The sequence below is a fragment of the Mycolicibacterium neworleansense genome (genome assembly GCF_001245615.1).
Taxonomy (GTDB): Bacteria; Actinomycetota; Actinomycetes; order Mycobacteriales; family Mycobacteriaceae; genus Mycobacterium; species Mycobacterium neworleansense.
The window spans coordinates 426084-447019 of record NZ_CWKH01000003.1 but is presented as its reverse complement, the minus strand read 5'-3'; the positions used below and the strand labels follow the sequence as shown (position 1 = coordinate 447019).

17 protein-coding genes and 1 pseudogene are annotated in these 20936 nt (G+C 68.3%); 7 read left to right on the top strand and 11 right to left on the bottom strand.

What is annotated here, in order from left to right:
• Positions 1-4: 4 nt before the first annotated feature.
• From BN2156_RS26660 to BN2156_RS26650, 3 genes are read left to right on the top strand one after another with little or no spacing between them, the layout of a single operon-like run.
• Positions 5-703 carry an FtsB family cell division protein gene (locus tag BN2156_RS26660; RefSeq protein WP_090517971.1) on the top strand — a complete coding sequence of 233 codons (699 nt, stop codon included), beginning with the start codon at positions 5-7 and terminating at the stop codon, positions 701-703.
• Positions 696-1187 carry a DUF501 domain-containing protein gene (locus BN2156_RS26655; RefSeq protein WP_090517970.1) on the top strand — a complete coding sequence of 164 codons (492 nt, stop codon included), beginning with the start codon at positions 696-698 and terminating at the stop codon, positions 1185-1187. The genes BN2156_RS26660 and BN2156_RS26655 overlap by 8 nt, the downstream gene beginning before the upstream one ends.
• A complete protein-coding gene (locus BN2156_RS26650; RefSeq protein WP_090517969.1) occupies positions 1178-2122 on the top strand; it encodes a Ppx/GppA phosphatase family protein in 945 nt (314 codons plus the stop codon). The genes BN2156_RS26655 and BN2156_RS26650 overlap by 10 nt, the downstream gene beginning before the upstream one ends.
• A gap of 87 nt (positions 2123-2209) precedes the next feature.
• On the opposite strand, the gene BN2156_RS26645 is transcribed toward BN2156_RS26650, so the two are convergent.
• The 6 genes and pseudogenes from BN2156_RS26645 to BN2156_RS26615 form a co-directional block, all read right to left on the bottom strand.
• A complete protein-coding gene (locus tag BN2156_RS26645; RefSeq protein ID WP_407661755.1) occupies positions 2210-3004 on the bottom strand; it encodes an MPT63 family protein in 795 nt (264 codons plus the stop codon).
• Positions 3005-3251: 247 nt separating this feature from the next.
• Positions 3252-4811 carry a radical SAM protein gene (locus BN2156_RS26640; protein ID WP_162491010.1) on the bottom strand — a complete coding sequence of 520 codons (1560 nt, stop codon included), beginning with the start codon at positions 4809-4811 and terminating at the stop codon, positions 3252-3254.
• 8 nt (positions 4812-4819) lie between these two features.
• Positions 4820-5329, bottom strand: coding sequence for a hypothetical protein (locus BN2156_RS31310; RefSeq protein ID WP_235625513.1), 510 nt, complete (start codon positions 5327-5329; stop codon positions 4820-4822).
• Positions 5326-6111, bottom strand: coding sequence for a prolipoprotein diacylglyceryl transferase (locus tag BN2156_RS26630; protein WP_090517967.1), 786 nt, complete (start codon positions 6109-6111; stop codon positions 5326-5328). The genes BN2156_RS31310 and BN2156_RS26630 overlap by 4 nt, the downstream gene beginning before the upstream one ends.
• Positions 6112-6136: 25 nt before the next feature.
• Positions 6137-6813, bottom strand: a pseudogene (locus BN2156_RS26625) (ZIP family metal transporter).
• A 516-nt stretch (positions 6814-7329) separates the two neighbouring features.
• Positions 7330-7683 (bottom strand): ArsR/SmtB family transcription factor, encoded by a 354-nt coding sequence (locus BN2156_RS26615; RefSeq protein ID WP_090518582.1) that lies wholly within the window; start codon positions 7681-7683, stop codon positions 7330-7332.
• Between the two features lie 97 nt (positions 7684-7780).
• On the opposite strand from BN2156_RS26615, the gene BN2156_RS26610 reads away from it, so the two are divergent.
• Positions 7781-9715 carry a heavy metal translocating P-type ATPase gene (locus tag BN2156_RS26610; protein WP_090517966.1) on the top strand — a complete coding sequence of 645 codons (1935 nt, stop codon included), beginning with the start codon at positions 7781-7783 and terminating at the stop codon, positions 9713-9715.
• Positions 9716-9731: 16 nt separating this feature from the next.
• Here BN2156_RS26610 and BN2156_RS26605 read toward each other — a convergent pair whose 3' ends face one another.
• Positions 9732-11729 carry a propionyl-CoA synthetase gene (locus tag BN2156_RS26605; RefSeq protein ID WP_264035113.1) on the bottom strand — a complete coding sequence of 666 codons (1998 nt, stop codon included), beginning with the start codon at positions 11727-11729 and terminating at the stop codon, positions 9732-9734.
• Here BN2156_RS26605 and BN2156_RS26600 point away from each other — a divergent pair.
• Genes BN2156_RS26600 through BN2156_RS26590 form a run of 3 tightly spaced genes read left to right on the top strand, consistent with a single transcriptional unit; the run spans position 11728 to position 14620 of the window.
• Complete coding sequence (locus tag BN2156_RS26600) at positions 11728-12531, top strand: SDR family NAD(P)-dependent oxidoreductase (RefSeq protein WP_090517964.1); 804 nt, start codon at positions 11728-11730, stop codon at positions 12529-12531. The two genes, BN2156_RS26605 and BN2156_RS26600, sit on opposite strands and share 2 nt — an antisense overlap.
• Before the next feature lie 20 nt (positions 12532-12551).
• On the top strand, positions 12552-13025 hold the full coding sequence (locus BN2156_RS26595; RefSeq protein WP_090517963.1) for an SRPBCC family protein: 474 nt from the start codon (positions 12552-12554) through the stop codon (positions 13023-13025).
• Positions 13022-14620 carry a phytoene desaturase family protein gene (locus BN2156_RS26590; protein ID WP_090517962.1) on the top strand — a complete coding sequence of 533 codons (1599 nt, stop codon included), beginning with the start codon at positions 13022-13024 and terminating at the stop codon, positions 14618-14620. The genes BN2156_RS26595 and BN2156_RS26590 overlap by 4 nt, the downstream gene beginning before the upstream one ends.
• A gap of 21 nt (positions 14621-14641) precedes the next feature.
• Here the strand turns inward: BN2156_RS26590 and BN2156_RS26585 are convergent, their stop codons facing one another.
• Genes BN2156_RS26585 through kdpB form a run of 4 tightly spaced genes read right to left on the bottom strand, consistent with a single transcriptional unit; the run spans position 14642 to position 20936 of the window.
• On the bottom strand, positions 14642-15343 hold the full coding sequence (locus BN2156_RS26585) for a response regulator (RefSeq protein WP_090517961.1): 702 nt from the start codon (positions 15341-15343) through the stop codon (positions 14642-14644).
• Positions 15340-17877 carry a DUF4118 domain-containing protein gene (locus BN2156_RS26580; protein WP_090517960.1) on the bottom strand — a complete coding sequence of 846 codons (2538 nt, stop codon included), beginning with the start codon at positions 17875-17877 and terminating at the stop codon, positions 15340-15342. Before BN2156_RS26580 ends, BN2156_RS26585 begins: the two co-directional genes overlap by 4 nt.
• Positions 17878-17896: 19 nt before the next feature.
• Positions 17897-18757, bottom strand: a complete 861-nt coding sequence (locus BN2156_RS26575; RefSeq protein WP_090517959.1) for a potassium-transporting ATPase subunit C — start codon at positions 18755-18757, stop codon at positions 17897-17899.
• Between the two features lies 1 nt (position 18758).
• Positions 18759-20936, bottom strand: coding sequence for a potassium-transporting ATPase subunit KdpB (kdpB, locus tag BN2156_RS26570; RefSeq protein WP_162490975.1), 2178 nt, complete (start codon positions 20934-20936; stop codon positions 18759-18761).

Genomic DNA, 20936 nt, shown 5'->3' with positions numbered 1-20936 from the left:
GTCGATGCCCGAAGCGAAGCGGCCCGATCCGAAGCGACGGTCTCCGGCCTCCCGACCCGGCAAGCCGGGCAAGGCCGGAGAGTCGAATCGGCCGCGCGCTTCGCAGCCCCGCCGCCGGACGGCTGAATCCCGTCCGGCGCAGGCCGAGCCGGTTGCCGACGAGAAGGTCACCAAAGCCATTGCGGTGCAGGCTCAGTACCAGGCCGAGCTGCAGTCCGAACAGCGGTTCGGGTCGACGGCACGCCGGGCGGCGATTCTGGCCGCGGTGGTGTGTGTGCTGACGTTGACGATCGCCGGGCCAGTTCGCACCTTCTTCGCCCAGCGCACCGAGATGAAACAACTCAAGGTCAGCGAGCAGCAGTTGCGGGCTCAGATCGCCGAGCTGGAGCAGCAGAAGGTCAAGCTGGCCGACCCGGTGTACATCGCGGCCCAGGCCAGGGAACGGCTCGGCTTCGTCATGCCCGGCGACACCCCGTACCAGGTGCAGCTGCCACCGGGGGCGATCGAGTCGGGCGAGCCGGAGTCACCGGTTCTGCCCGGGTCGACGGTGCCCGCCGGGCAGCCCTGGTACACCTCGCTGTGGCACACGATCGCCGATGAGCCGCACGGGGTTTCGCCGACGATCGGCGGACCCAAGCCGGCACCGGGCGGGCCGCCGGCCCCACCGCCCCCGCCGTCCGAGCCCAGAGGTCCCAATGGTTGATCCTGCCGACATCGAGGCCGTGACACGGCAATTGGGCCGCGAGCCACGCGGAGTGCTCGAGGTCGCCTACCGTTGCCCCAACGGTGAGCCGGGGGTGGTCAAGACCGCGCCGAAGCTGCCTGACGGCACGCCGTTCCCGACGCTGTACTACCTGACGCACCCGGCGCTCACCGCGGCCGCCAGCCGGCTGGAATCGTCGGGTCTGATGCGGGAGATGTCCGAACGCCTGCAACAGGACGAGGAGTTGGCCGCGGCCTACCGGCGGGCCCATGAGTCCTACCTGGCCGAGCGGGATGCGATCGAACCGCTGGGCACCACCTTCACCGGGGGCGGCATGCCCGACCGGGTCAAATGTCTGCATGTCGTGATGGCCCACTCGTTGGCCAAGGGCCGCGGGGTCAATCCGTTCGGCGATGAGGCGCTGGCAGTGCTGGCGGTCGAGCCGGCGATGGCCGGAATCCTGGATCGTGAGGTATGGGTTTGAGGCGCGTCGGCGCAATCGACTGTGGCACCAACTCGATTCGTCTGCTGATCGCCGATGTCGTGGACGGAAAGCTGCGTGACGTGCACCGCGAGATGCGGGTCGTGCGGCTGGGCCAGGGCGTCGACGCCACCGGCCAGTTCGCGCCGGAAGCCTTGGCGCGTACCGAATCCGCGCTGGCCGATTATGTGGCGCTGATGGCCGAGCATTCGGTCGGCGCCGTGCGGATGGTGGCCACCTCGGCGGCGCGCGATGCCGGCAACCGCGATGAGTTCTTCGCGATGACCGCGCGGCTGCTGGGCAAGGTGGTGCCCGGATCGGTGGCCGAGGTGATCACCGGTACCGAGGAGGCCGAGCTGTCGTTCCGCGGTGCGGTCGGTGAACTCGACCCTGCCGCAGGCCCTTTCGTGGTCGTCGACCTTGGTGGCGGCTCGACCGAGGTGGTGCGCGGCGACACGGCGGTGCGGGCCAGTTTCTCCGCCGACATCGGGTGTGTGCGGCTGACCGAACGGTGCCTGCATTCCGACCCACCCACCGCGGACGAGGTGGCGCAGGCGCGGGCGGTGGCCCGTGACGGCCTGGCCGAGGCGCTGCGGGTGGTGCCGGTCGAAGGCGCGCACACCTGGGTCGGTGTGGCCGGGACGATGACGACGTTGTCGGCGCTGGCGCAGCGCATGAGCGAATACGATCCCGAGGCGATTCACTTGTCCCGCATCGGTTTCGACGATCTTCTCGGGGTGTGCGAGCAGCTGATCGGGATGACCAGGTCCGAACGCCTGGCGCTCGGGCCGATGCACGCCGGCCGTGCCGATGTGATCGGTGGCGGCGCGATCATCGTCGAGGAGCTGGCGGCGGTACTCGACCGGCGGGCCGGCATCGATGAGCTGGTGGTCAGCGAGCACGACATTCTCGACGGCATCGCCCTGTCGATCGCCTGATCTTGTTCTCGCGGCAAGGCTTCTCGGCACATAAAACAACGGCCGGATGCGGTTGCCCGCATCCGGCCGTTGCCGTGACTACCTAGATCAGGACGCGGTCCCGTGGCTGCTCGCCGGAGCGACCGCGGGGGCCGGGGCGGGCGTGGTGACCACCGGCTGGGTGCCGGCCGGAACCAGCGCCGGCTCGGTGGCCGGTGCCGCGGGGACAGCCGGAGCACCCGGTGCCGGAGCGGCCGGAACTGCTTCGGTGCCGGCCGGGGTGGCGGCCGGAGCGCCCGGGGCCGGGGTGGCGGCGGGCAGGTCCGTCGCGCGGCTACCCGCACCGGTGCCGGCCGGTGCAGCCGGGGTGGCGGCCGGGGCGGCGGCCGGGGCCGGACGCTTCGGGGCGCCGGCAGCCGGGGCTGCGGCGGGCGCGGCGGGCTTGTCCCACACCAGCAGATCGCGACCGCCGGCGTTGTAGACGACCTCGGTCGGCTGGTCACCGGTCACGTCGAAGTAGATTTTGCCGCTGGTCTTCTGGCCCTGCGCCAGCGTGGCCGGGTTGACGCCCTGCTTGCTGGGGACCTGGAACAGCGCGCGGTAGTTCTGTCCGTCGGCGGCACGGATGTTGAAGTTGGAGACGATCGGCGTCACCGAGCCCTGGAGGGCCTCGTTGGTGGCGGTGACCTCCCACAGGGTGCCGCGGGTCTGGTAGTCGATGGTGTCGGTGCTGGGCTTCAGGTCGGTGACCGTCCAGCCCTGGGCGCCGTTGTCCAGCTTGGCTTGGCTACCGAGCGCGGAGGTGGTGACGCCTCCGTCTTCGGCGAGCGCCATCGGGGCGCCTGCGACGATCGCCGCGGCGGCGACGGCCGCTCCGGCAAAAGCCGTACTGATGTTGGTCATCTTCAAGGCATTCACTCCTGACTGGTCCAAAAAACACGTGGCAGGCCCCCGGCAGTGGGACACCCACTTCATGCGAAGTTAGCAGCTTAAGAGGACGGTTAGGAACACTAGTTCGCAGTTTGTGCCACTGGTGCCTGGCAGAAACAGGTGCTGACCAGCGGCTCGGGGCGACCCGCGTATCCGGCTGGGGTGGGCGCGACCTGCGCGATCGCTCAATGGATGTCGGGTGACCAGCCTGTTCGCCGCGTCATCGAATCTCGATGAGCGGTAATTCCTGCCCCACCGAGAGCGACATCCGTTGACGCCCCAGCGCGGGCCAGGCTTGCACGGCGCAGAAGGGTGCGCACTGATGCTGCGCGTTGTCTGGTTGCCCGGAGCGGGTTCCGACGTGCACACAGCATTGTGTGAGGCGCTCTTCGATCATCGTGGACATGTCCATGAACGGTTTGACGGTCAGGCGCACCACGCGCTCGCCGAGCAACCGGCGGATCTTGCCGCGGCGGCCCGGCAGTGCCGACGACGCGAGCGTCAGCAGCGTTCCCATGCCCAGATCGCAACTCTCACAGATCGCTCGCCACACATCCCCGATCTGAGGGTGCGACAGCGAGGACTGCTCGGACAGCAAGCCGAGCAGTGACTCCTGCACCGCCATGCGCAGCTCGCGGGGTATCTCGGTGTCGGCGATGCGGTTGGAGACCAGTCCCAGCTTGTCCTTGAGGCTCTCGGTGCCGATCAGCGCCACCAGCGAGCGCCACCGGTCGCTGTCGTCGCGGACCAGGTAGCCGACCGAACAGCAGTGCGGGTGCGAGCACGGCAGCGCGGTCAGATCGCGCCAGGTGACGGCGCCGCCGGTCTGCGGTCCCAGCCGCTTGAGCACCCCGGTGTGGGTGAGCCGGTTCAACGGGTCGATGACGCCGGAGCGGCCGGAGCCGAACTGCGGCTGGATGGTGAGCCCGCCGACGTACGGGGTGTCCAGGGCCAGCCGGACCATGTCCCCGATCTCGTCGTCGTTGACGCCCAGAGCGCAGGTCATCACCAGGGTCGTGAAGATCTCTCGCTCGGAGAGCCGCTGTAGGGCTTGGCTTTTGGTCCGCCTCAGGTCGCCGCCGCGGTGGTGGCGGTGCGCCTGCTCGGACAGCCCGTCGTATTGCAGGTAGACCTCGACGCGTTCACGGTGCTTGGTCAGCAGGTCGAGCAACCGGTCGTCGTTGGCGATGCGGACTCCGTTGCTGTTGATCAGGATTCGGGTGATCGGCCGGGTGACCAGCTGCTCGAGCAGGTCGGCGAGGTTGGGGTGCAGGGTGGGCTCGCCCCCGCTGAGCATCAGGACGTCGATGCGGCCGTTCTCGCGGGCCAGTCGCTGGTCCACGTTGGCCAGCACGTCGGCGGTGGGCACCACGTGGCGCAGGTCGGGTGAGCTGTCGGTGAAGCAGGTCGGGCAGCGCAGGTTGCAGGTCTCGGCGATGTCCTCCAGCAGGATGCAGGTGTGTTGCGTCTGCATCTCGGGCAGGCCGCGCAGATAGGCCGAGGGAATCGGGTCGAAGTTCCCCGCGACGTCGGGGATGTGGGCCTTGGTCGGGGCGGTCCACTCTTCCAGATAGGACAGGATCTCGGGATCCTCGTCGTACAGGGTACGGACCAATCCATGTGTGCGGCAGCCGCGTTCGAGCCAGATGTGTCCGTCGCGTTCGACCAGGATGCCGGCCAGACGGACTACATCGGCCAGCGGGCGCTCGGGTGCCTCGTCGTGGCAGCGCGGGCAGAACGCGGTGACGTATCGGTGCAGCCGGTCGCCGCGCAACCCCATGCCGGCGCTCACAAGGCGTACAACTCGGGGTTGAGGCCGGTGCAGAATCCGGCGGTGAACAGCGAAACCAGGGCCCAGCCGACCATCAGCCCGATGCCAAGGCCTTTGGCCGTCGGGTTCTTCGACAACAACATCAGGGTGCCGCCGCCGAAGGCGATGGCGGCCAGCAGCAGTGCGGCGCCACCCAGGACCACATTGGCGCTGCCGCCGGCGCTGTCGGCCGCCCCGGCGCCCATGAAGGCGATGAACCCGATCAGCAGGTTGAGCGGGGCGTAGATGAATGGCCCGAGGATCACCATCGCAACCGAGATGCGCCGTTGCGGCTGCGGCGGCGGGCCGTATGGATAACCCGGCGGGTACTGGTACACCGGTGGGCCCGGAGGCGGAGGCGGCGGTGGGGCCGGGTCACCGTGATAGGCCGGTGGGATGCCTTGCGGTTCAAAGCTTTGGGGACCGAAGGTCGGCGGGTCGAAGCCGTGCGGGGGAGTGTCGTCAGGTGGGCCGGGCGGTGTCGTCATGCGGGCACCTCCTGCGTGTGGGCTGGGTTGCGATAGTACCCGCGGCGGTAGCCGTACCACAGCCGAAATCCCAGGATCAGCAACGATGGCAGCAAGAACCATTGCGGGCGGGTCAGATCCAGCCACACGGTCTCGTTCTCGCGGACGAACTCGACGAGGAAGCGGAACACCGCGTAACCGGCGATGTAGAGCACGAACAGTTCACCGGGCCTGCCGATGCGGGGGCGCAGCCACAGCAACACCGCGAATGCGGCGAGCTGGAAGGCGATCTCGTAGAGAAATGACGGGTGCATGGCGGCACCGGTGAGGCACCCGGGGCATTCGGGGACATCGGCCGGTGCGTGGATGCCCCACGGCAGGGTGGTCGGCCGACCGGGGGCTTCGGTGAGGTGGCAGCCGATGCGGCCGATCGCCATGCCGAGCGCGACCGCGGGGGCGAACAGGTCGCCGGTCTTGCCGCGATAACCCCCGAGACGCTTGGCGATGAGCACCCCGAGGTAGGCGCCGAGCAGTCCGCCGAGAATGCTGCGCGAGCCGAACTGCCAGGCCTGCGCCAGGCTCGGATTCGCACTGAAATCCAGGTGGCGCACCCACCCGGTCAGCCTCATCCCGATCGCGCCGCCGATCAGCGCCCCGGCCGCGGCCACCACGGACTGCTCGTTGACCGCGCCGCGCCGGCGCGCCTCGGCCACGAACACCAGCAGTGCGGCGGACACCCCGAGCGCGACGAACAGGTTGTGCACCCCGACGCTGAGAGGCCCCAGGTGCCACTGCGCAGTCACCTGCCGAACCTAACCCGCGGCGGGTTCACCCGGCCAGCGACAGTCCCGCGGCGACCGCGAATCCCAGCACGGCCGCCAGTCCGGCGTTCTCGCCTGCCTTCTCGGTGGCCTCGGGGATCATCGAGCCCACCAGCATGACGAGCAAGGCTCCGGCGGCGAAACCGTTGATCCCGCCCTGCAATTGGGCGCCGGCGACGTTCTGCAGCTGATAGCCGCCGACGGTGGCCACCGCGCACAGGGCGGCGATCGCGGCCCAGCCGCCCACGATGTGTCGCTGGCCGAGCCGATGGCCTCGGGCAGGTTGGACACGAAGATGGACACCACCAGGGCCAGGCTGACGCCGGCACCGGTGGCGATGCCGATGCCGAGCGCGGCCTGTTCGGGAATGCCGTCGAGTAGCGCACCGAGCAGCAAGGGCAGTCCAGCGGTCTGGGTTCCCTTGCGGCCCATGCGATCTACCGCCTTGTCGGCGAGATAGAACACCACCGCCCCGATGGCCAGGCCCAGTGCCACGGCCCAGGCGCCGCTGGCCCGGAAGCCCTCCTCGGCGAGTTCGAAGGAGATGCTGGAGATGAGTGCCCCGGCGCCGAAGCCGAGGACCAGACCGACGAGGCGCTTGTTCCAGTCGCGCACCACGCCGGCGATGGCGCCGACGAGCAGGGAGGAAGCAGCGACCAGACCCCAGGTCAGCGCGGTGAGCACAGCCGCAGCATAAGGCAGCGCCGGCCCGGAACCGGGGAACTGGAGGCGGTGGTGAGAAGAATGACGAAGCGCGACAGCGCGAGATCGCACGACCGATCGGTGCGATCGATGAGGCTATAGCCCGATGACCGGGCGGCTGATCCGGTACGAGGTGGTGACCTGCCGCCGGTCACCCGGACGACAGGTCACCGACGGCGTCAGCGCCGCGCGTTGCAGTTCGGGGGGTTTCCGCAGTGGTGGCCACCGTCGCAGGCATTGCAGCGACAGGTGCACGATCCCTTGGTTGCCATGCGCATCGTTGTTCAACTCCTCACTTGTCGGGTGCCACCGGTAGGGCCGGCAGCAAACTCCCGAGTATGGGCGGACATCAACATATAACTACTTCACAATAGTTCGGCCCACGGTGAAAATAAAGGATTCCGGCAATGGCGCGCTGTTTTGCCACACGGCGTGTTTCAGGTCGGCGTGCTGCGGTGAACAGTGGATGAAACTCTTTGTCCGCAGCGGTTTCCGGACTTACGCGATGGTGTCGCGGGCCCCGAGTCGGAGATGCTCGATGTGGTAGATGGCTTCGTCGAGCAGTTGTGCGACGTGGCTGTCGTACAGCCGGTAAACGATGTTGCGGCCGGACCTGTCACCGGTCACGAGGCCGAGCGCCCGCAATAACCGGAGTTGATTGGACACGGCGGGCTGCTCCATGCCTACGGCGGCGGACAACTCGGTGACCGAGCAGGGTGACTCCCGCAGCCGGGTCAGAATCAGCAAGCGGTTGGGGGAGGCCAGGGCCTGTAGCGTCTCGGCGACTTTGGCCGCCGATGCGGCATCGAGGGACGCGGGCGGCGTCGGCCGTCCCTCAACTCCGTGTCCCATGGCATTCATTCAAGCATGTGGATCAAGACATTGGTGATACATTTCAATCTCTACATGTATAAAGGTGTGCGTTGTTGCATCTGACGGGAGACGTTTCATGACCGCACTGGCGCCAACGCCGGCACGCAGCCGTCCCGTGCCGCCACCGCGTCGGTCGTTGGGCTGGCTGTGGTCGGTGGCCTCGGTGCGGTGGGCCGCCGCAGCGATGGTCCTGTTCCTGGCCGGGCTGGCCGCGCAACTCTTGGGGGCACCGGAACCGGTGTGGTGGGCGCTGTATCTGGCCTGCTACGCCACCGGCGGGTGGGAACCCGCGTGGGCGGGAGTGCAGGCGCTGCGCGAGCGCACGCTGGACGTCGATCTGCTGATGATCCTGGCGGCGATCGGTGCGGCAGCCATCGGGCAGGTGTTCGACGGCGCGCTGTTGATCGTCATCTTCGCGACGTCGGGCGCGTTGGAGGACGTGGCCACCGCACGCACCGAACGTTCGGTGCGGGGTCTGCTCGACCTCGCCCCCGCGGACGCGACTCTGCTGGACAGCGACGGCGCCCAGCGCGTCGTCGCCGCAGAGGCATTGCGGCCCGGCGACCAGATCCTCATCCGGCCCGGAGAGCGGATTTCGGCTGACGGCACCGTGTTCGGTGGATCCTCGGACGTCGACCAGTCCTCGATCACCGGTGAACCGCTGCCGGTCACCAAACAGATCGGTGACGACGTCTTCGCCGGAACGCTCAACACCTCCGGAGCGCTGCAGGTCACCGTCACCCAAGACCCCTCCAGCACGGTGATGGCCCGCATCGTGGCGGCCGTCGCCGAGGCCTCGGCGACCAAGGCTTCGACCCAGCTGTTCATCGAGAAGGTCGAGCAGCGCTATTCGGTGATCGTCGTGGCGGCCACCCTGGCACTGTTCGCGATACCGTTGGCACTGGGCGCCGATCTGCGCTCAACTCTGTTGCGCGCCATGACTTTCATGATCGTGGCCTCGCCGTGCGCGGTCGTTCTCGCCACCATGCCGCCCCTGCTGTGCGCGATAGCCAATGCCAGCCGCCGCGGTGTGCTGGTGAAATCCGCGGTCGCGATGGAGCGGCTGGCCGATACGCACGTCGTCGTGCTCGACAAGACCGGAACCCTGACCACCGGCGCGCCCCAGGTAGCGCACGTGGTTCCCCTGGACGGCACCGACGTGGACCGTCTACTCGCAACTGCCGCTGCCGCAGAGCAATTCAGCGAACATCCGATCGGGCGGGCCGTCGTCGCCGAGGCGACAACCCGCGCCGTCGCGGTGCCGGAAGCGACCGGTTTCGCCGCGCAAGCGGGCCGCGGGGTCCGCGCGATCGTCGACGGACGCCCGGTCGAGGTACTCAGCCCGGCGGCCTATGCGGGTCCGCAGGTCCCGACCGTGGCCGAGATCGAGGACACCGGGGCGACCGCCGTCGTGGTGACCGTCGACGGCCGGGCGATCGGGATACTGGGACTGTACGATCAGGCCCGTCCGGGGGCGGTGGCGGCGGTGCAGGCACTGCGTGCGGTCACCGGGTGCTCGCCCGTGCTGCTCACCGGTGACAACCACGCCGCGGCTGTCCGGCTGGCCGGGCAACTGGGCATCGACGATGTGCGGGCCGGATTGCTACCCGAAGACAAGGCTGCCGCGGTCCGGGAGTTTGAATCAGCCGGGCGGCGCGTGCTCATGGTGGGCGACGGGGTCAACGACGCGCCGGCCATGGCGTCCGCGCATTCCTCGATGGCGATGGGGCGCAGCGGTGCCGACCTGACCGTCGACACCGCCGACGTCGTCACCGTCGGCGACGACCTGTCGGCCATCGCCGCGGTGGTCGCGCTCTCCCGGCGGGCCCGGCGGCTGGTGATCGCCAACCTGGTGATCGCGGCCACCGTCATCACCGTCCTGGTGGCGTGGGACCTGTTCGGGCACTTGCCGTTACCGCTGGGCGTGGCCGGCCATGAGGGCTCGACCATCCTGGTCGCCCTCAACGGGCTGCGGCTGCTGAGCAACCGCGCGTGGCCCCGCCTGCCCTAGGGCTCGACGGAAGAGCCTAGGGGCGCAGGACATCCTTGAGGGCGTCGAGCACCGCGGGATCTTCGATGGTGGAAGGCACCGGCTCGTCCAGCCCGTCGGCGATACCCCGCATGGTCTTGCGCAGGATCTTGCCCGAGCGTGTCTTCGGCAGGGCGGCGACCACGTCGACCTTCTTGAAAACCGCGACCGCGCCGATGCTTTCGCGCACCCGATCAACAAGCTCCGAGGTGATGTTGTCCCCGGAAGCCCCGGACTTGAGCACCACGAACCCGCGCGGCACCTGGCCCTTGAGTTCGTCGGCGACACCGATCACCGCACACTCGGCCACCGCGGGATGGTCGGCCAGCACGGCCTCGATCGACCCTGTCGACAACCGGTGCCCGGCAACGTTGATCACGTCGTCGGTGCGGCCCATCACGAACAGGTAGCCGTCGGAGTCCATGTAGCCGCCGTCGCCGGTGAGGTAGTACCCGGTGAACGCCGACAGATACGACGCGACGTAGCGATGGTCGTCGCCCCACAGCGTGGGCAGCGTGCCCGGCGGCAGCGGCAGCTTGATGCAGATGGCGCCTTCCTCACCGGCCTCGCAGCGGGTGCCGTCCGAACGCAGGATCTGCACGTCATAACCCGGCATCGGCACCGTGGCCGATCCGGCCTTGATCGGCAGGGCTTCGACGCCCATCGGGTCGGCGGCGATGGCCCACCCGGTTTCGGTCTGCCACCAGTGGTCGACGACGGGGATGCCGAGTTTGTCGGCGGCCCAGTGGTAGGTGTCGGGGTCGAGGCGTTCGCCGGCCTGGAACAGGTATTTGAGCCCGGACAGGTCGTAATCGGCCAGACGCGAGGCGTCGGGATCTTCTTTCTTGATCGCGCGGATCGCCGTCGGGGCGGTGAACAGCGCCTTGACGCCGTATTCGGCGGCCACCCGCCAGAACGCCCCGGCATCAGGCGTTCCGATCGGTTTGCCTTCGTAGAGAACGGTTGTCGCGCCCAGCAGCAACGGCGCGTACACGATGTAGGAGTGGCCGACCACCCAGCCGACGTCGGAGGCCGCCCAGAACACGTCGCCGGGTGCCACGTCGTAGATGTGGCGCATGCTCCACAGCAGGGCCACCGCGTGCCCGCCGTTGTCGCGGACGATGCCCTTGGGTTTACCGGTGGTGCCCGAGGTGTACAGCACATACAGCGGGTCGGTGGCGGCCACCGGCACCGGATCGGCCGGTGCGGCGTCGGCCACCAGCTGCTGCCAGTCGTGATCGCGCCCGTCGACGAGTTCGCAGGGACACTGTTCGCGCTGCAGGATGACGCATGCGGTGGGCTTGTGCTCGGCGATCTGCAGGGCCGCGTCCAGCATGGGTTTGTACTCGACGATGCGCGTCGGTTCGATGCCGCAGGACGCGCTGACCACGACCACCGGCCGGGCATCGTCGATACGGGTGGCCAGCTCATTGGCGGCGAACCCGCCGAACACCACCGAGTGGACCGCGCCGAGCCGGGCGCACGCCAGCATCGCGATGACGGCCTCGGGGACCATCGGCATGTAGATCACCACAAGATCGCCCTTGTTGACGCCGAGGCCCCGCAAGGCCCCGGCGAACCGGGCAGTGGCGTCGCGCAATTCGCGGTAGGTGTAGGTGGCCTTGGTGCCGGTGACGGGAGAGTCGTAGATCAGGGCGGTCTGATCACCGCGCTCGGTGACGTGGCGGTCCAGGGCGTTGGCGCAGGTGTTGAGCTCCCCGTCGGGGAACCACCGGTAGAACGGCGGGTTGGTGTCGTCGAGAATGCGCTGCGGCTCGGACGTCCAGGTCACCGCCTTGGCGGCGTCGGCCCAGAAGGTGGCTGGGTCGCTGAGGCTGGCTGTGAACAGATCGCGGTAACCGGACATAGCGCAAACCGTAATCTGCGTCACTTCCAAACCCGGCACTACTTCGCAAATGATCGACAAACGGTGGCCTTTTGTCTGCGGGCGGCAGCCACGTTTGACTTGGCCGCTGCCGGGTAGCCCAGCGACCATGGGTGAAACACGACCGCTGGCGATGGTGACGGGTGCCTCGAGCGGCATCGGATGGGAGCTGGCCAAACTGCTGGCCGCCGACGGCTACGACCTGGTCTTGGTCGCGGACGAGGAAGCCGTTGATGCCCGCGCCGAGGAACTCGGGTCGAGCGGGGTCAGTGCCCGCGCGATCCGGGTGGATCTTCGCAACCCCGACGACGTCGATCAGCTCTACTACGCCGTCATCCAGGGCGCCACCGACGGCACGCGCCACCTCGACGTGGCCGTGCTGAACGCCGGTGCGGGCCGCGCCGGCCCGTTCGTCGAGGGGGATCTGGACACCGACCTGGGGATCATCGACCTCAACGTGCGCTCCACCACCCAGCTGGCCAAGCTGGTGCTGCGCGACATGGCGGCACGAGGGGCGGGCAAGGTGCTGTTCACCTCGTCGATCGCCGCCACGATGCCCGGTTCGCTGCAAACCGTCTACAACGCCTCGAAATCGTTCGTCCAGTCGCTGTCCGAAGCGCTACATGACGAGTTCCGCGACACGGACATCACCGTCACGGCGCTCATGCCGGGTCCCACCGACACCAACTTCTTCCGACGCGGCGGCATGCTGGACACCGTGGTCGGCCAGATGCCCAAGGACGATCCGGCCGAGGTCGCCAAGCAGGGATATGAAGCGCTGATGAGCGGCCGTCGCAAGGTGGTCGCCGAGTCCGTGTCCTCCAAGGCGATGGGCCTGGCCAACCGGGTGTTGCCGGATTCGGTCAAAGCCGCGGCGAGCCGGCTCATCTCCAGTCCGGCGGGACGGCACTGAACCTGAAAGGCCTGTGCACCATGGAATCTTCCCCGGCAGCAGTGGACAGTTCACTCACCGTCAAACGCGATACGACAGCGACCCGCAAGCAGGTGTGGGATGTCGTCGCCGACGGGTGGACGTATTCGCAGTGGGTGGTGGGCAATACGCGGATGCGTGCGGTGGATCCGAACTGGCCCGCCCCGGGCAGTCTGATCCACCACACGATCGGCATCTGGCCGGTCGTGGTCAATGACGAGACCGAGGTCGAATCCTGTACGCCGGGTGAGGAACTCGTGCTCCTGGCCAAGACCCGCCCGTTCGGGATGGCCCGCATCGTCTTGCGTCTCGCGGATACCCCCACGGGATCACGCATCGAGATGGCGGAGGTGCCGGTCGGTGGGCCGCTGAACTGGATCCCGCGGCGGCTGGCGCTGATGGCCGTCTACCCTCGCAACCGGGAATGCACCGAACGCTTGGTGGCCCTGGCCGAACGTCGGACCGAGCCGGAATGATCCGTGACACCGCCGACGCCGTGGTGATCGGGGCCGGGCACAACGGGCTGGTGGCCGCGGCGATGCTGGCCGACGCGGGCTGGGACGTGGTGGTTTTGGAGGCGCAGCCCGTGCCCGGGGGAGCGGTGAAGAGCGCCGAACTCTTCCCGGGCTATGTCAGTGACCTCTACAGCGCGTTCTATCCGTTGTCGGTGGTGTCCCCGGCGCTGGCCGCGCTGCATCTTGAGGACCATGGGCTGCAGTGGACGCATGCTCCCGCGGTGGTCGGGCACGCACGGTCGGCCGATGATGATGATGCCCCGGTGATCTATCGCGAACTGGACCGCACCGCAAGCGAGTTGGAGCGACGCACGCCGGGTGACGGCCGGCGCTGGTACGCACTCTTCGAACAGTGGGAGCAGATCCGCGACGGACTCATCTCGGCTCTGTTCGCACCGTTTCCTCCGGTGCGCGGGGTGGTCGGGTTGTTGCGCGCGCTGGGTACGGCCGAGGCGCTGCGTCTGGCCCACGCGTTGCTGTTGCCGGCGGGCGTGCTGGCCGATCGGTTGTTCATCGGCGACGCGGCCCGATTGTTGCTGCTGGGCAACGCGATGCATGCGGATGTGCCGATCGATGCACCGGGCAGTGGGGTGATGGGTTACCTGCTGTTGATGATGGCCCAGGACCGCGGCTGGCCGGTACCGGTGGGTGGCGCCGGCCAGTTGGCGACGGCACTCGTGAACCGGGCGCGCTCGGCCGGGGCCCGCATCGAATGCGACCGACGGGTCGAGCGGATCGAGGTCAGCGGCGGTCGGGCGGTCGCCGTGCATACCGCTGACGGGGCCTCGGTGCGGGTACGCCGGGCGGTGATCGCCGATACCTCCGCGCCACGGCTCTATCGGGACCTGCTGCCCGTACAGGCCGTGCCTGCCGCCGTGACCGAGAGCATGAGCCACTTTGTCTGGGATACACCGGTTTTGAAGGTGAATTACGCGCTCGACGCGCCGGTGCCGTGGAAGTCCAAGAGTCTGAACGACGCGGGCACCGTACATCTGGGCGCTGATCGCGACGGCTTGATCCGCTGGATGGCCGACCTGAACACCGCGACCCTTCCCGAGCATCCCTTCATGTTGTTCGGCCAGATGTCGACCGCCGATCCCAGCCGGTCACCGGCAGGTGCCGAGAGTGCTTGGGCCTACACGCACCTGCCACGCGAGCTGGCAGACGATGCGTCCGCGGAACGCCTGGCCGAGACGGTAAGCCAGGTGCTCGAGGACCACGCTCCCGGCTTCGCCGACCACGTCGTCGCCACCAGTATCCAGCGTCCGTCGGATCTGCAGGCCGGCGACGCGAACCTGCACACCGGCGCGGTCAACGGCGGGACCTCGCAGCTGTTCCAGCAGTTGATCTTCCGGCCGGCGCCCGGTTTCGGCCGGGCCGAGACGCCGGTGCCCAATGTCTACCTCGGCAGCGCGGGAGCCACGCCCGGTGGCGGGGTGCACGGCATCTGCGGCCGCAATGCCGCCCGGGCCGCACTGGCCGACGACGGCATGCTCGGGTGGCCGCGCCGGCGCCTCAGCCGCGCGGTCCTTGCGCTCACCGCGGGCTCTCGGTAGCCCTTCCTCGCGGAGGGGAAGTCATTCCTGGAAGCGGTATCCCATCCCGGCCTCGGTCAGCAGGTGCACCGGATGGGACGGATCGTCTTCGAGCTTGCGGCGCAGCTGGGCCAGATAGACCCGCAGATAGTGAGTTTCCTTCGCGTAGGCCGGCCCCCACACCTCACGCAGCAGCTCTTCGCGGCCCACCAACTTGCCGCGGTTGCGCACCAGCATCTCCAACATGCCCCACTCGGTGGGCGTCAGATGCACCTCGTGGTTGTTCTTGGTCACCTTCTTGGCCGCGAGGTCGACGGTGAACGATGAGGTTTCGATGACGGGTTCGTCGGTTTCCGACGCCGCCGCACCGCGACGCACGGCGGCGCGCAGCCGGGCCAGAAATTCGTCCATACCAAAGGGTTTGGTGACGTAGTCGTCGGCACCGGCGTCGAGCGCCTCGACCTTGTCGGACGAGTCGGTGCGGGCCGAGAGCACGATCACCGGTGCCGACAGCCAACCGCGAAGCCCGGCCAGCACCTCGATGCCCGACATGTCCGGCAGACCCAGGTCGAGCACGATCACATCGGGCCGGTGATCGGCGGCGGCGCGCAGGCCCTGCCCGCCGTTGGTGGCGGTGTCGACCTCATAGCCGCGCACCGACAGGTTGATCCGCAGCGCACGGAGAATCTGCGGTTCGTCGTCGATCACGAGCACGCGGGTCTTGGCGGCGTTGGTGGGTGTCATGCCGGTTCGTCCTTTGGTGGTGCAGCAAGGTCGATTTCGACGGTCAGGCCACCGCCGGGAGTATCGGTCGCCGAGATGGTGCCGCCCATGGCCTCGACGAAGCCCCGGGCGACGGACAGGCCCAGCCCGACGCCGATGGTGGTGTTGTGATCGCCGAGGCGCTGGAACGGTGCGAAGAGTTGTTCCTCGGCTCCGCGCGGCATTCCGGGCCCCTCGTCGATCACCGCGATCAGTACCCGGTCGGCGACCTTCCCGGCGCTGACCCGGATGGGGCCGTCGGGTGCATAGCGCAGCGCGTTGTCGATCAGATTGGCCAGCACCCGCTCGAGCAGTCCGGCGTCGGCCATGGCGACGGCATCGCCGACTTCGACCTTCACCCGGTCCAGACCCTCACGGGTGAACCCGGTGGCGCCCTTGCTGATTCCCAGCAGCGCGCGCTGGGTCGTCTCCTCCAGGTATACCCGGCGCAACTCGGGGCGGACCACGCCGGCCGACAGCCGTGAGGAGTCCAGCAGGTTGCCGACGAGCGCGGTGAGCGCATCGATGGACTCTTCGATGGTGGCCAACAGTTCCGCGGTGTCCTCGGCGGAGAAGTCGATGTCCTCGCTGCGCAGGCTCGATGCCGCCGCCTTGGCCGCGGCCAGCGGCGTGCGCAGGTCGTGGCTGACTGCCGACAGCAGGGACCGGCGCAGCTCGTCGGCCTGCGCGATGGCCGCTGCCTTGCTGGCCTCCTCGGTGAGCTCGCGTTGTTTGACTAGTCCGGCAGCCTGTTTGGCGACGGCACTGAGCACGCGGCGATCCCGCGCGGCCAGTTTGCGTCCGGCCATCAGCAGCCAGAACTCGTCGTCGCCGACTTCGATCGCGGTGTCGGCGGTGTCCACCTCGGCGCACGGTTTCGTGCCGACGCACGCCACGATCTCCGTGGTGCCGTCGTGTTCGCGCAGCAGGCTCACCGCGCGTTGGGAGTACGTCTCCCGCAGCCGTTCCAGCAGGGTGGTCAGGTCGGCACCGCGCAGCACCGAACCGGCGAACAGCGTCAGCAGTTCGGCTTCCTGCGAGGCCTTCCTGGCTTCGCGGGCCCGGCTCGCCGCACCGTCGACCAGCGCGGCGACCGCCACCGCGACGAGCAGCAGCACGACGACGGTGACGGCACTGTCGGGTTCGGAGATGGTGAACGTGTGGCGCGGGTCGACCAGGAAGTAGTTCAGCAGCAGCCCGGACAGCAGGGCCGAGAGTCCGGCGGGCGCAACGCCACCGAGCAGCGCGACGATCAGCACACCGATGAAGAACAGGGCACTCTCGCCGCTGACCCCGAGATACGGGTCCAGCAAGGTCACGATCGCCAGGCAGATCGCGGTCGGAACCACCAGGCTGGCAAGCCAGGACGCGATGTGGCGCTGACGGGGCGTGGCCGTCGACCAGCCGTACCCACGGCGGGCCTGCTCATGGGTCACCATGTGGACGTCGATCTTGCCGGACTGCTGCACGACGACGGCGCCGATGCCCTCGTCGAACATCCGGGCCCACCGGGACCGCCGCGACGTGCCGAGCACCAGCTGGGTGGCGTTGCGTTCGCGCGCGAAATCCAGGAGCGCCGCGGGCACATCGTCGCCGACGACGGTGTGCAGGGTGGCGCCCAGGCTCAGCGCAAGCTCCCGCACCTTGCCCATTTGGGGTGCCGAGACCCCGGAGAGTCCGTCGCCGCGGACGACGTGCACCACCATCAGCTCGGCGCTGGATTTCGAGGCGATGCGGGATGCCCTGCGTACCAGGGTTTCCGACTCGGGCCCGCCGGTGACGGCGACCACCACGCGTTCGCGGGCCTCCCACGTGTCGGTGATCTTGTTGTCGGCACGGTATTTGGCCAGTGCGGCATCAACCTGGTCGGCCAGCCACAGCAGCGCCAGTTCGCGCAGGGCGGTGAGGTTTCCGCGCCGGAAGTAGTTGGACAATGCGGCGTCGACGCGTTCGGGTGCGTACACGTTGCCGTGGGACAGCCTGCGGCGCAGCGCTTCCGGCGTGATGTCGACCAGTTCGATCTGGTCGGCCGCCCGGACCACCTCGTCGGGAACCTTCTCCTGCTGCTCGATTCCGGTGATCTGGGTGACGACGTCGTTGAGGCTCTCCAGGTGCTGGACGTTGACCGTCGAGATCACGGTGATCCCGGCGTCGAGCAGTTCTTCGACGTCCTGCCAGCGCTTGGGGTTTTTGCTGCCCGGGGTGTTCGTGTGGGCGAGCTCGTCGACCAGCACCACCTGCGGGTGGCGGGCCAGCACCGCGGCCACGTCGAGTTCGGGGAAGCGGCCTCCCCGGTACTCGACGTAGCGCGGCGGGATGGTCTCGATGCCGTCGAGCAGATCGGCGGTTTTCTTGCGACCGTGCGTTTCGACCACCGCGGCAACCACGTCGGTGCCGCGTTCCAGCCTGCGGTGCGCCTCTCCGAGCATCGCGTAGGTCTTTCCCACGCCGGGAGCCGCGCCCAGATATATGCGCAGCTCACCGCGTTTGGTGGGGCTGGACGACGGCGTATTCACAAGACCATCATCCTCGTGCCTACAGCGCGTCGAGGGCGATGTTGAGTTCGAGCACGTTGACCCGCGGTTCGCCGAAGAAGCCCAGGGTGCGTCCGTCGGTGTGCTGGGCCACCATGGAGCGCACCTGGTCGGGGTCGAGTCCACGCGCCTTGGCCACGCGATTGACCTGCAGATCGGCGTAGGCCGGCGAGATGTGCGGGTCCAGCCCGCTGCCGCTGGCGGTGACGGCATCGGCCGGGACGGCGGGGTCGGCCGGGGCGCTGCCGCGGATCGGCACGATCAGACCGGCGCTGTAGTCCTCGCCCGCCTTGGCGCATTCCACCCGTACGCCCTCATACGTGTTGAGGAACGGGGTCTTGGTGGTGTCGCACGGCTCGTTGACGCTGACGACCTGTGTCGGGTGCACCACGTTTCCGCGCGCGTCCCGTGGCCCGATCACCGACAGCACCGCCCCGACACCGCCTCCGGTGCAGAACGGCCGGGCGCCGTCGACGCCGTCGAGTTCGCCGACGGCCGCGCTGCGCGAGCACACCAGGGTGAGCAGGCTCGGCTTGTCCGGTGTATCGACGATGCTCTCGGGGCCGAGGTTGCTGGCGCTGGTGGCCATCGGGTCATACCCGTCACCGGCCGCCGACGGCCGGCTCTGGAAGTAGCGGGGCAGGGGATTGCCGTCGGCGTCGGTGAAGGACTGTCCGATCAGGCTGCTGCCCACCGGCTTTCCGTTCGCCTCGAGCAACGACCCGTCGGCCTTGTCGCGCAGCCCTGGGAGCTGGGCCACCAGCCAGATGAAGACCGGATAGCCGATACCCAGGATCACGGTGAGCACCAGCAGGGCCCGCAGGGCGGCTGCATGTTGGCGGAGCAGGTTGGAGAATTTCATGTCACATTCCCGGGAAGAGTTGGACGACGAGGTCGATCAGCTTGATGCCGATGAACGGCGCGATGATGCCGCCGAGGCCGTAGACGTACAGGTTGCGGCTCAACAGCTTGGACGCGCTGCTCGGGGTGTATCGGACACCCTTGAGCGCCAAAGGAATCAGCGCCACGATGATGATCGCGTTGAAGATCACCGCGGACAGGATCGCCGATTGCGGGCTGTGCAGCCGCATGATGTTCAGCAGATCCAGGCCGGGGAACAGGGCCACGAACAACGCCGGGATGATCGCGAAGTACTTCGCGATGTCGTTGGCGATGGAGAACGTGGTCAGCGCCCCGCGGGTGATCAGCAGCTGCTTGCCGATCTCGACGATCTCGATGAGCTTGGTCGGGTCGGAGTCCAGATCGACCATGTTGCCGGCCTCTTTGGCCGCCGAGGTACCGCTGTTCATCGCGACGCCGACGTCGGCCTGGGCCAGGGCGGGCGCATCGTTGGTACCGTCACCGGTCATCGCGACGAGCTTGCCGCCGGCCTGCTCCTTCTTGATCAGCGCCATCTTGTCCTCGGGCGTGGCCTCGGCGAGGAAGTCGTCCACACCGGCCTCGTCGGCGATGGCCTTGGCGGTCAACGGATTGTCTCCGGTGATCATCACGGTGCGGATGCCCATGCGGCGCATCTCGTCGAAGCGTTCCCGCATGCCCTGCTTGACGACGTCCTTGAGGTGGATGACGCCGAGCACCTCGGCTTTGCCGTCCACCACGTGGCCGACCGCCAGCGGAGTGCCGCCCGCAGCGGAGATTCCGTCGACGATGTCGCCGAGCTGGGTCGGCACCCGGCCGCCTTCGGAGCGGATCCATTCGGCAACCGCGCCCGTGGCACCCTTGCGCAGGCGATGGTCGCCGGACAGGTCGACACCCGACATCCGGGTGTTGGCACTGAATTCCACCCAGTGCGCCTGGTCGAGTTCCCCGGGTGTGCGGCCGCGCAGGCCGTACTCCTGCTTGGCGAACACCACGATGGAGCGACCCTCGGGCGTCTCGTCGGCCAGGCTGGACAGCTGCGCCGCATCAGCGAGCTGCTCAGGCGTCACGCCGGACAACGGCACGAACGCCGCGGCCTGGCGGTTGCCGAGGGTGATGGTTCCGGTCTTGTCGAGCAGCAGCGTGTTGACGTCACCGGCGGCCTCGACAGCGCGGCCGGACATGGCCAGCACGTTGCGCTGTACCAGCCGGTCCATGCCGGCGATGCCGATCGCCGAGAGCAGGGCGCCGATCGTGGTCGGGATCAGACACACCAGCAGCGACACCATGACGATGCCCGAGATGCCGTTTCCGTTGAGCGCCAGGGTGTCTGCGACGCCGGGGTTGTTGGCCTTGGAGAAGATGGCCAGCGGCTGCAGGGTGGCGACGGCGAAGACGAAGATGATCGTCAACGAGGCCAGCAGGATGTTCAGCGCGATCTCGTTGGGGGTCTTCTGCCGGTTGGCGCCCTCGACGAGGTTGATCATCCGGTCGATGAAGCTCTCTCCGGGCTTCTGGGTGATCTGGATGACGATGCGGTCGGACAGCACCGTGGTGCCGCCGGTGACGGCGCTCCGGTCGCCACCCGACTCGCGGATGACCGGTGCCGATTCACCGGTGATCGCCGATTCATCCACCGAGGCAATGCCTTCCACGACATCGCCGTCGCCGGGGATGACCTGGCCGGCCTCGACCACCACGACGTCGCCCTGCTGCAGCAGCGGAGCGGCGACCTCTTCTTCGTGACCTGGTGTGCCCGGTGACCAGCCGGTGAGCCGGCGGGCCATGGTGGACGTCTTGGTCTTGCGCAGCGATTCGGCCTGGGCCTTACCGCGGCCCTCGGCGACGGCCTCGGCCAGGTTGGCGAAGATCACCGTGAGCCACAGCCAGACGACGATCAACCCGGAGAACCAGGACGGGTTGAGGACGGCCAGGATGGTGCTCCAGACGGCGCCGATCTCGACGATGAACATCACGGGGTTGCGCCACAGCGTGCGCGGGTCGAGCTTGCGCAGCGCATCCGGGGTCGATTTCCACAGCATCTTCGGGTCGAGCAGGCCGCCGCTGATTCGCTTGCTTTTTGTCACGCTGGAGTGGCTGCCGCCGTCGGCAGCCACTCTGGCGTGACGCTCGGCGACGGGGGAGGAGTGAACGCTTGGCAT